This is a genomic window from Clostridium sardiniense (assembly GCF_019753795.1).
Taxonomy (GTDB): Bacteria; Bacillota; Clostridia; order Clostridiales; family Clostridiaceae; genus Clostridium; species Clostridium sardiniense.
The window spans coordinates 231424-243300 of the sequence record NZ_JAIKTU010000004.1; the positions used below are offsets into that span (position 1 = coordinate 231424).

Below are 11877 nucleotides of genomic sequence, written 5' to 3' on the forward strand. Positions count from 1 at the left end.
ACCTCATAAATTATTTATTTTTATAAATTATTCTAGTTCTCTCTTCACCTGTAACTACTACCTTTTTAACTTTAGTTATAAATAATGAAGTATCTATAACTCCACAAATATTTTTCAAGCTTTTCTCTAATTCATATGCATCTTGAATGTGTTCAAAGGTTACATCTATTAACAGATTTCCTCCTTCAGTTATTGTATATCCATCTTTCGCCCTACTACTTCTAATTCTAGTATTTCCACCTAACTTTTTAACTTCCTTCTGCACATAACTAATGAAATCCTCTATATTTTCTTTAAATTATATTCTTTCAAAGTTTTATCCCTACTTATATATTCTTTTATTCATTAGAAAAATTTACTCACTTTTAAATTTATAACAAATTTTTCTATCCCCTAAAACTATAATATTATAATAGTAATATTTCGTCAATAATTATATATACGAAATATTATTTTGTATATATAATTATTTTGCATATTAAAACATAATAAAAAGAGTGGATTTCTCCACTCTTTTTATTATTTAATCACTATACTTCCAACCCCAGATTTTACTTCTAAATTATATTTACTTTCTCCACTTACAGTCTCCTGAATAGTAATACCTCCAATTCCTGTTTCTGTATCTATTTTAATTGGAGAATTTTTTGGTATATCAACTATACATCCTCCAACACCACCTTCTATTTTTATATTCCCTCCAATTTCTTTAATATTCACATTCGTGGAACCTACACCACCTTCAATATCTATATTTCCACTTTTATTATCTAGATTCAAATTAACTTCTCCAACACCCTGTTCTAAATCTAAATCTTTAAACCCTATATTTTTTATATCTAACTTTCCTGCTCCACCTTTAATATCTATCTTATTTAACTCTAGCTCCTCTATACTTATTACTCCAGCTCCACATTTAAATTCTAAATTTCCATTAAAATTTCTTGGTACCTCTATAGATACATTTCTTTTTTTATCACTTTCTTCTAATATTCTAAAGTCTAAATTATAATTTATATTTTTATCTGCTATCTTTACTTTATTTCCAACCTTCTCTACTATAGTATCTTCTGCATCAAAATTAATATTAACTTTCATTTCTTTTCCATCATAAGGTATTATAGCTATATTTCCATAATCTATTTCTATATCTATCTTTTTTGAATCATCCATATTAATGCTTTTATTTAACCCTTCTCCATTAAAAAGATCCTTATTTTCCGTATTATTAGTTCTAAAACCCTCTCCAAATCTAATACTACATCCCCCTACAAGCATTGATAGTGATATTATGGCTATAACTATTAAAATATTTTTCTTTTTCATATTTCCTCCTAAATAAATTTTTTAATTAATCATATATATGTAAAATATACATTATTTTACATATATATGCTATACAAATTATAAATCTATACGCAAATTTTATATTAGTCTTTTTATATCACCGAAAAATAAAAACCTATATAAATAAAAATAAGGAATATATTAAGCTTTTTTACTTAATATATTCCTTATAATTAGGATTGTTATTTTATTATGCTTATTTATAAATATTCTTATATTTAAAGTAAGAATATACAAAAATACTTAAAGTCTCAAATCATTTAATTCTTTATATACATGTTTCGCGTATTCATGACTTCGGCATAAAACCAGTACATTATTATTGCTTGCAACTGTTCCAGCTATTTTTTTATCATCTAATCTATCAATTAATTCTCCTACAGCTGCAGCCATACCATTCATTGTTTTTACTGATATAAAATATTCTTGTATAAAGATACTCAATACTGCATCCTTAAATACACTTTGACATCTCTTTCCAACATCTTCTCGTGTAACTATTATGTATTTATATTCCTTATTACCTGCTGGCTTTCTAATTATATGCATCTCTCTTAAGTCTCTTGATAAGGTAGCTTGAGTAACATTAATTCCACGGCGCTTTAGTTTCATAACTAATTCATCTTGTTTACCAATCTCTTCATTTTCTATTATATCTAGTATCTCTTCGCGTCTTCTTTTCTTTAGTTCATTTTCCATAATACTCTACTCCTCTTCGTAAAATACTATTTCTTGATGCTAAACTAAACATCCCAATTTTAGTTTAGCATCATTAAATTTAAGTTTAAATTAATACTATCTTACTATTTTAGTTCCTGATTCTCCAACTAAGGCATCATTAGCTCTCTTAAGTGATGCAATAATAGCTGTTTTATTTTCTCCTGATTCTGTAAACTTCTTACAAGCTTCAACTTTAGGTAACATACTACCTGGAGCAAATTGACCTTCTTCAATATACTTGTCTACTTCTTCAAGATTAATTTCCACTAACTCTTTTTGATTAGGTTTATTGTAATTTACACAAACTCTATCTACTGCTGTAAGTATTAATAATATATCAGCATCTAGTATTTCTGCTAATTTCTCTGCTGCAAAATCTTTATCTATAACTGCTGGGACTCCAACAAGCTCATCGCATTCTCTAACTACTGGTATTCCACCACCACCACAAGCAATAACTACGAATCCATCGTTAACCATTGTCTTTATAGCTTCTTTTTCAACAATATCAATAGGTTTTGGTGAAGCAACAACTCTTCTATAGCCTCTTCCAGCATCCTCTTTCATTACATATCCTTTATCTTTTTCTAGCTTTTCAGCTTCTTCTTTAGTATAGAAAGACCCTATTGGTTTTGTTGGATTTTGGAATCCTTTATCATTTTTATCTACAACTACTTGAGTTACAACAGTCTCAACTGATTTTTTTATATTCTTTTTATTTAATTCTTCTAAAATTGCATTTTGCAAATGATATCCAATATAACCTTGTGAGAATGCACCTACAACATCAAATGGGAATAGTGTATTATTATGATCAGCTTGATATGCTGCTTCTATACTTGCAAGTATTTGTCCTACTTGTGGACCATTGCCATGTACTATTGAAACTTGATGTCCAGCTTCTATTAATTTAACTACTGATTTTGCAGTTTCCTTACAAGTCTTTAATTGACTTTCTGCACTTTTATCCTTTGGATCTGATTGTAATGCATTTCCACCTAACGCTAAAACTATTTTCATCTTTTGTTCCTCCTTACAATTTCCAAATTATACTTTTATCTTTTGTTTAGTATTTAATATTTTTTATCTTTATCTTTTGTTTGCTTTTAATCTACTTATCTTTTGTTTATATAGCTTTCTATTTATATAGCTCTTATCTTTTGTTTAGTAAGTTTTATATACTTATAGTTCCATTTACTAGTAAAACTACCGCTATTATAGCAATTACAATTACTCCTATTGCAATTCCAAATTCTGTTCCTTTAAATACTTTTCCATCTTTATCATTTTGTTTCTTTGCAATATAGTAGAATATAATACCAATTGCATAAAGGATAAAGCATAGCAATAAGTATTTTAACCCGGCTGCATAACATAACCATATAGCATATACAGTAGCAATCGTTGCACAAATTTTATCTCTTGTTCTTCCTACTGGATTAACATCATAAGTTTCTCCAGTTATTGTAAGCTTAAGTCCATACATGGCACTTAAAAGATATGGTACAAGTATCGCTGTACTTGCTACTGAATATAATGCTTGATAAGTACTACTAGCTACTAATGTTAATACTAAAAATACTTCAACTAAAATATTTGTAATTATTAATGAAGCTGCTGGTGCTCCATTTTTATTTGTTTTTGCAAATATCTTAGGTAAAACACCATCTTTTGCAGCTACAAATGGAATTTCAGCACATAATAATGACCATCCAAGTAATGATCCAAATAATGAAATTATTAAACCTATATTTATAAGAACTGCTCCCCATTTACCAACAGCAAACTCTAAAACATATGCCATTGATGGATTGTTAAGTCCTGAAAGGTCAACTCTATTCATTACCCCTAAAGACATTAATGAAATTAAAAGGTATATACATAAAGTTCCTATAAGTCCTATTACAGTTGCTTTACCAACATCACTTTGTTTTTTAGCTCTACCAGATACAACTACTGCACCTTCAATACCTATAAAACACCATAATGTTACTAACATAGTATTCTTTGCTTGATCTAGTACACTCCCTATATCTGTAGTACCCCAGAATTCAAATGTGAAGTTATGTAAATTAAATGCAAATATTGCAGCAACTATAAATACACAAATAGGCACTAATTTTGCTATAGTAGTAATTAAGTTTACAAGGGCTGCTCCACTTACACCTTTAAGTATTAATGCAGTAAATGCCCAAACTAATATTGAAGCTCCAATAATTGATGGTAAGTTATTACCTTCTCCAAATACTGGTGCAAAATATCCAATTGCTCCAAATAGTAATACTGAGTAAGATACATTACCAATCCATGCACTTAACCAATATCCCCATGCAGAGTTGAATCCTATGTACTCACCAAAACCAGCTTTTGCATAACTATATACACCACCACTTAGCTCTGGCTTTCTATTTGCTAATGTTTGGTAAACAAAAGCAAGTGCTATCATACCAATACCAGTTATAATCCAACCTAAAATAATTGCGCCTGTACCTGCTCCTCTTGCCATATCAGATGGTAAATTAAATGCTCCACCACCTATCATAGATCCAACAATTAATGCCGCTAGAGATGCAAATCCAAGATTCCTTTGTTCACCAGTTGATTTTTCTTCTGACATTACTATCACTCCTTATTCAGTTTGATTTTAGGGAAAATTTTAGTCGACTATTAATTAATAGCCGACTAATGTTGATTATTTTCCTGCTGTAGCTACCATTACGGCTTTTATAGTATGCATTCTATTTTCAGCTTCATCAAATACTACTGAATTTTTACTTCTGAATACTTCATCCTCAACTTCTCTAATGTCGCATCCTAATCTCTTTTGTATATCTACTGCAACTTCAGTATCTAAGTCATGGAATGATGGTAAGCAATGCATGAATAATGTATTCTTATTACCAGTTTTATTCATCATTTCTCTTGTAACTTTATATGGTGAAAGTAATTTAACTCTTTCTGGATATAAGTTTTCATCTTCTCCCATTGATACCCAAATATCAGTATATATAACATCAGCACCTTTAACTGCTTCATCAACATTATCAGTTACTTCAATTATAGCTCCTGTTTGTTTTGAGTATTCTTGCATTTCTTTTACTATTTCTTGATCTGGATCTAAGCTCTTTGGTCCTAATGCTACAAAGTGCATTCCCATTTTAGCTGCACCATACATTAAAGCATAGCTCATATTATTTCTTATATCACCTGTAAATACTAACTTTATTTCACTAAGTGGTTTATGTGCATGTTCTTCTATTGTAAGAAGGTCAGCTAATATTTGAGTTGGGTGGTCTACGTCAGTTAATCCATTCCAAACAGGAACTCCTGCATGTTTTGCTAAAGATTCAACAGTTGCTTGGCTGAATCCTCTAAATTCAATACCATCGTACATTCTTCCAAGTACTTTTGCAGTATCTTCTATTGATTCTTTTTTACCCATTTGTGAATTTGTTAAGAAAGTTACATGTGCTCCTTCTTCTGCTGCTCCACATTCAAAAGCACATCTAGTTCTAGTTGATGTTTTTTCAAATAATAATACTACATTTTTACCTTTTAAGCTGTCTCCTAAAATTCCTGCTCTCTTTTTAGCTTTTAAATCATGTGATAAGTCTAAAAGATATCTAATTTCTTCTGGTGTAAAATCCTTTAATGTTAAAAAACTTCTTCCTTTTAAATTAACTGCCATTTTAAATTCCTCCTTAGTTTTAAACCTAAGTGTTTACTCTCCATACTCTAATTGAATCAAAGAGAGTAAACACTACATGTATTTTTTATATTTAATTTTTTAATAAGCTATTTTTATAAATCTTCTCTTATTAGTGGCATTGACATACATCTTGGGCCACCTCTTCCTCTTGAAAGTTCTGATGATGGAATTACATGTAATTTTATTCCATACTCTTCTAATATTCCGTTTGTTACATAGTTTCTTGAATAAACTACAACTTCACCTGGTGCTATTGCAAGAGTATTTGAACCATCATTCCATTGTTCTCTAGCTGCGATGATTTCATCACCACCACCACATTTAATTAATGTAACTTTTCTATCTAAATATTTGCTTAATATATTTTCTAAAGTATCTACTTCTTTTACAGTTTTAAGTGCTCCTTCATGTTCTGGATCCTTAGTTATTGCATAAACATTTAAAGGTCCTACAATTCCTGGATGAACTGTAAATTTATCATAATCAACTTGAGTAAATACTGTATCTAAATGCATGAATGCTCTACTTACTGGTATTTGGAAAGCTAGTACAGTTTTAAATGTTGAATCATTATTGAATAATAGTCTTTTAGCTAGTTTTTCAACTGAAGCTGAATCAGTTCTTTGTGAAATACCAACTGCTAAAGTATCTTTTGATAATATTAATTCGTCTCCACCTTCAATTGAAGTATTTTCATCTCTGTTAAACCAGAAAGGAACTTCTTTACCTTTAAATCTTGGGTGATTTTCGAATATGTATTTCGCAAATATTGTTTCTCTATTTCTAGTTTCTGTTCTCATGTGATTTAATGTAATACCATGTCCAATTGTTGCAAATGGATCTCTTGTAAAATAAAGATTTGGCATTGGATCACAAACAAATGGATAAGTGTTATTTACTAAGTCATATAATGAATCTCTATTATATTCTTTAAGTTCTTCTTTTCTAACACCTGCCATCATCTTATCAACCATAGCTTTATTTTCAAAACTTAAGAAATATCTAGTTAAAGCATCTTTTAAAGACTCACTTTCAACTCCTGCTTCATCTATAAATTGACTTATAAATTTCATTTTTACTTTTTCATCAGTAGCTATTGCTTCTGCAGCAAGTACTTCTAAATAAAGAACTTCAACTCCTGCATCTCTTAAAGTTTGTGCAAATGCATCATGTTCTTCTCTTGCAATTTTTAAATATGGAATATCATCAAAAAGTAATCTGTCTAACAAATCTGGTGTTAAATTTTCAACCTCTTCTCCAGGTCTGTGTAATAGTACAGTTTTTAATCTTCCAATTTCTGAGGTAACATTTAAAGCTCTTTCTCCCATAATATTATCGCTCCTTTTTCTTTTGTAATTTGCAAACAATTCTGCGGGGTCAATCACAATTGATTAACACTGTTTACAGTTTTTATTATATATACCTGTTATAACGCTTACAAACCATTTTATGGAATAAAATGCATAGCATTTTTCAATTTTATTCATTCTATGAATTAAAACTTGCATTATTAAATAATATAATAATGTAAAATTCTCTCTATTCATTGCTTTATCACGTTAAAATATTAACTATCCAAAATGAATAATTTATGCATAAACTTGGAATAAATTTATTTATATTTTTTCTATTTTTTCTATTTTATTATATAACCTTCTCTATTTTTTCAGTAATTTCAATATATTCTCATACATTTTCATACATATTTGATATCTATTATCAAATAAATGCAAATAAATAGGAGAATAATATGTTATCCTCCTATTTATTTCTTATTTTATATGTGGCTTATTCCATAAACTTTTTATACTTACTCCGTTTTTTATTCCTTGATAAATCCAACCATAACTTCCACCAAGTAAAAATACCCTTTTATTTAATTTTGCTGTAACAAATATATCCTTTTGCATAGCTTTCTCTTTTATAATGCTATCTTTCATAATATCTAAAGCTAACCTTGCATCCTCTTTTACCTTTGCTTGCCAAGGTATATTTGGTGATCCACTAAAAAATTCCCCAGCACCTATTCCAATTCCGCCAGACCATTTAATCCCCAAAGAATTACAATAATTTTTTAAAACTCTTATTGCAATTTTTGTCTGTTCTCCTTCATAGAAGCCACAGTTTACTAATCCATATAAATTTACTTTATTTACTTTATATCCATTTATATTAATCCAATCATCAAATTCTTCTAAATATTCTATAACTGTAGAAGGAAGAGTATCTACATATAATGGAAATGCAATTGCAACTATATCACTATCTTTTATTAATTTAAAACTATCTCTCTTACTACTTCTATCTTTTATATTGATCTTTGATATTTTAATACTATTATCTGATAAATTTAATTCACTTTCTATCCTCTCTAAGAAATATTCACTTCCACTTTTTTTACCTTTAGGACTTCCATTAATAAAAACTATTTTTTTCATTTTATATCTCCCTTAATAATTCTTGGTATATCTTTCAAATACTCCTTTATATCTTCTATGTTTTCTACAATAAATATATCTGATTTATCTTTTTGAAGATTTACTTCATTAGCCTTTACTAAACTTTTAAATGTATATCTTTCTTCTTCTGTTATATTAGTACAATATCCAACATGGATTAATTCTGGATATCTTTTATATCTAGGTTTATGATGAACTTCATTATTTGTTATTTTAAAAAATGGAGATATATTTGGTATAACTCTATCTAAGCTTCTTTTTAATGTAACTGAATATGATCCATATGTTATTCTTCCAATATATATTACAAAATCTGAATTAATAAATTCTCTATTTATCTCTTCACCTTTATCTTTTATAACGCACAATCCTGGAGTCTTAACCCAACACCCAAAGCATCCAATGCAACTTTTTAAATCATATTCATTTAAATCTATTAGATTTAAATCTTCTAAATTTGTTAATTCCTTTTTTAAAAAGCTTATAATTTCATATCTTAAAATTTTATCCTTATTTTCTTTATCAACTAAAATTAAAATTTTCATATACTCTCCTTCATTTTCCATGTTTACACCGTCAACTTAATCCCATTATATATCTGTATGTTTACACTGTCAACCTTCTTGTGTTATAATTATAAAAATTATTATTTTAAAGGACTGAGGTATATGAAAGAAGTATTAATAGATAAATATCACCATGGAGACTTAAGAGAATCACTAATTTATAACGGGCTAAAATTATTAAACGAAAAAGGACTAGACGGATTTTCACTAAGAAAAGTTGCTTCTCTTTGTAATGTAAGCCATAGTGCCCCTTATAAGCACTTTAAAAATAAAGAAGAGTTAATAAATTGTATTTTGGAAACTGTAACTTCTAAATTTTATAATTCACTAAATTCTGTCTTAAAAGATTTTAATGGGAATTCAAAAGAGCTTATGATAACTCTTGGAAAAGAATATGTGAAATTTATGGTTGAAAATCCAGACTACCTTAAGTTTTTATTTTTCAATGAAAATACGTATCCAATTTCTTTAAACCATGAAATTTTTAATTCATCTAATAATGATTTTAACAACTCATCAAAGGAAAATGCTTTTATTTTATTTAAAGATGCTTCATTGAAATATTTAAAAGATATACATATAGATCCTAAAGATTACATAACTATTATTTTATCTATGTGGAGTATTGCTCATGGATATGCTGTTTTAATTACAACTAAATCTATTTATATTGAAACTGACTATCTATTAGAATTTGAAAAAATGGCGTGTAGGATACTTTAAATCTTACATACCATTTTTGTTTAAAAATTATATTTCCTTTATATATTTCTCTTCTTCTTCAGTAACATTACCTAAGTATATATTTTTTACCTTACCTCTAAGTAGCCTATATGCATCTTTCATTTCTTCTAATGATGTCATTTCTTTCGTCATTTTATAATTTGGAAAATATCTTGATAAATGAAGAGGTATATTCACATCTATACTTTCTATAAAGTTTCCTAACTCTTCTATAAAGCTATTATTTGTATTTTCTCCTGTAACTAGAAGTGTAGTAATTTCAACATGTATTCCACTTTTACTAGCTACCCTTATAATATCTTTGACAGGTTCTATACGGCCTTTGCATAATTTATTATAATAATCATTATCTCCTTTTAAATCAATATTCATTGCATCAATAAATGGTGCTAATTTTTTAAAAGGCTCTTTGTTTATATATCCATTAGTTACTAAAACTATTTTTTTATCTTTATTCAATTCCTTTATTCTTTTTGAAACATCATATACAAATTCATAAAAAATGCTAGGTTCATTGTATGTAAATGCTACTCCTAGATTATCAAAAGTTGAACATACAAGTTCTGAAACCTCTTCAACTGTCATTTTCTTTGATTTAGGCATATACTGAGAAATAGAATAGTTTTGGCAAAATGAACATTTAAAGTTGCATCCAAATGATCCTATAGATAATATTTCACTTCCTTTATAAAATTCATATAATGGCTTCTTTTCTATTCTATCCATAGAAATACTAGTTATTTCACCATAATTTATTGTATATAATTTAAGTTCTCCACATACTGAACTACTTTTCCGTGCTCCACATATTCCAAAATGACCATCTTTAATTAAGCACCTATGAGGGCATAAATTACACCTTATCTTTCCGTCTTCTATATTATAGAATCGAGCTTCTTTCACTGCTTTAATCTACCTCCTCAAATCTATCTACTTTAAATCTTTTTAATATATAGTTTTCGTAAGGAGATATATTTCCTTTTTGAAGGGCTATGGAAACTTGTGTATCTGCATCTTCTATGCCATCTAAATTAGGTAATAGTAATCCCATATTTTCTTCATTTTGAACTATAACACCATATATTTTAGGATCTAAATCTTTCTTTTTACAAATTTCACTTTCATGCAATATATCTACCGATATATCACATTCTAACAGTTCATCTTTTCTTAGCTCTGAAAATCTTGGATCATTAAATGCAGCACTTAATGAATTTTTTATAATTTCATTACCTATACATTCTGTTGTAGGCTTTATAGTTCCTACACATCCTCTTAGATCTCCTCTTATCTTTAAAGATACAAATACGCCTCTCCTACTTCCTAACAATTCTTCATCTTTTATATCTTTATATCTTACAGAGACTCTCGTATTAAAGAAATTTTCTATATTTAATCTAGCAAGTCTTGTATAAGGATTACCTTCTCTTTTTCTTCGTCTGTGTCGCTCTTCCTTCTCAAAGATTAAATTATTATATAATGACTTTCCATTTTTAACATCAAACTTCATAACAGCATACCCTACACCAAAAGGTGCTTCATAGCTTAATAAGTTCCCTTTAACTTTCACTCCATCTAATGCACCTGCTAATACATAAAGAGATCTTAATCCACATTCCCCTGCTTCTAAAATTAACTTTTCATCTATCTTAAATAATCCCTCTATATTCCCACGCTCCAATATACCTATTAACTCTCTATCAAATTTTTTGCCATAAGGGCTATAATCATATGGACCGTCTTCACTTAGTCTATGTGATAAATCTCCTGATGATATAAATGCAGTCTTATCACCCATTTCTTCTGCCGCCTTTTTTATTTGCATTCCAAATTTATATAATTCAATAGGTGATAGAAGCCCATATGTTATATGAACTATTTTATACTGCTTATTTCTTAGGATATTATAAAGTGGAACTAGTGCTCCATGATCAAGTTCTACCCTTACATTATATGATTTAGCTTTATCTTTATTTAAATTAACTACTGGAATTTCTTCTTCCATACAGTATTCTAAAATTTTTTTAGTGATATCTCTATCTATCTTTAAATCATAATATACATCACTTACTCCAAACCTACTTAAATCCCCCTCTACATTATAATCATCTATTATACATACTCCATCTCTAAATACATTCCCATGTGGTGTTATTATAATTATTGTTTCAATATTATTATGTTTTATCTCTTTCCCTATAATTTCACAAGACTTAATAGTTTCCCTTATCTCTTCCTCTTTCCCGTTGCCTACTTCTGGTATCATAATTGGTGGGTGAGGCATTAAATAATATCCTTTCATTCTATACTCCTTCTTTCCTAGAATAACTAG

General features: G+C 28.4%; 12 protein-coding genes. 1 reads left to right on the forward strand and 11 read right to left on the reverse strand.

Annotation, left to right across the window (positions count from 1 at the left end; translation table 11 throughout):
* Positions 1-10: 10 nt before the first annotated feature.
* The 9 genes from K5V21_RS06345 to K5V21_RS06385 form a co-directional block, all read right to left on the reverse strand.
* Complete coding sequence (locus K5V21_RS06345) at positions 11-265, reverse strand: ribose-5-phosphate isomerase A (RefSeq protein WP_221860059.1); 255 nt, start codon at positions 263-265, stop codon at positions 11-13.
* Positions 266-519: 254 nt separating this feature from the next.
* Positions 520-1326, reverse strand: coding sequence for a DUF4097 family beta strand repeat-containing protein (locus tag K5V21_RS06350; RefSeq protein ID WP_221860061.1), 807 nt, complete (start codon positions 1324-1326; stop codon positions 520-522).
* Positions 1327-1590: 264 nt separating this feature from the next.
* Positions 1591-2046 (reverse strand): arginine repressor, encoded by a 456-nt coding sequence (locus K5V21_RS06355; RefSeq protein ID WP_221860062.1) that lies wholly within the window; start codon positions 2044-2046, stop codon positions 1591-1593.
* A gap of 96 nt (positions 2047-2142) precedes the next feature.
* Positions 2143-3087, reverse strand: a complete 945-nt coding sequence (arcC, locus tag K5V21_RS06360) for a carbamate kinase (protein ID WP_221860064.1) — start codon at positions 3085-3087, stop codon at positions 2143-2145.
* A gap of 154 nt (positions 3088-3241) precedes the next feature.
* Complete coding sequence (arcD, locus tag K5V21_RS06365) at positions 3242-4684, reverse strand: arginine-ornithine antiporter (RefSeq protein ID WP_204594363.1); 1443 nt, start codon at positions 4682-4684, stop codon at positions 3242-3244.
* A gap of 75 nt (positions 4685-4759) precedes the next feature.
* Positions 4760-5755, reverse strand: a complete 996-nt coding sequence (argF, locus tag K5V21_RS06370) for an ornithine carbamoyltransferase (protein ID WP_221860067.1) — start codon at positions 5753-5755, stop codon at positions 4760-4762.
* A 113-nt stretch (positions 5756-5868) separates the two neighbouring features.
* Positions 5869-7107 carry an arginine deiminase gene (gene arcA, locus K5V21_RS06375; protein ID WP_204594426.1) on the reverse strand — a complete coding sequence of 413 codons (1239 nt, stop codon included), beginning with the start codon at positions 7105-7107 and terminating at the stop codon, positions 5869-5871.
* 441 nt (positions 7108-7548) lie between these two features.
* Positions 7549-8214, reverse strand: a complete 666-nt coding sequence (locus tag K5V21_RS06380) for a hypothetical protein (protein ID WP_221860069.1) — start codon at positions 8212-8214, stop codon at positions 7549-7551.
* Positions 8211-8780 (reverse strand): NAD(P)H-dependent oxidoreductase, encoded by a 570-nt coding sequence (locus K5V21_RS06385; RefSeq protein ID WP_221860071.1) that lies wholly within the window; start codon positions 8778-8780, stop codon positions 8211-8213. Before K5V21_RS06385 ends, K5V21_RS06380 begins: the two co-directional genes overlap by 4 nt.
* Positions 8781-8903: 123 nt before the next feature.
* On the opposite strand from K5V21_RS06385, the gene K5V21_RS06390 reads away from it, so the two are divergent.
* Positions 8904-9524 (forward strand): TetR/AcrR family transcriptional regulator, encoded by a 621-nt coding sequence (locus tag K5V21_RS06390; protein WP_221860073.1) that lies wholly within the window; start codon positions 8904-8906, stop codon positions 9522-9524.
* 27 nt (positions 9525-9551) lie between these two features.
* On the opposite strand, the gene K5V21_RS06395 is transcribed toward K5V21_RS06390, so the two are convergent.
* The gene (locus K5V21_RS06395; RefSeq protein ID WP_221860075.1) at positions 9552-10448 is read right to left on the reverse strand and encodes a radical SAM protein; all 897 of its coding nucleotides are present in this window, start codon (positions 10446-10448) and stop codon (positions 9552-9554) included.
* 4 nt (positions 10449-10452) lie between these two features.
* On the reverse strand, positions 10453-11847 hold the full coding sequence (gene amrA, locus K5V21_RS06400; protein ID WP_221860077.1) for an AmmeMemoRadiSam system protein A: 1395 nt from the start codon (positions 11845-11847) through the stop codon (positions 10453-10455).
* Between the last annotated feature and the right edge of the window lie 30 nt (positions 11848-11877).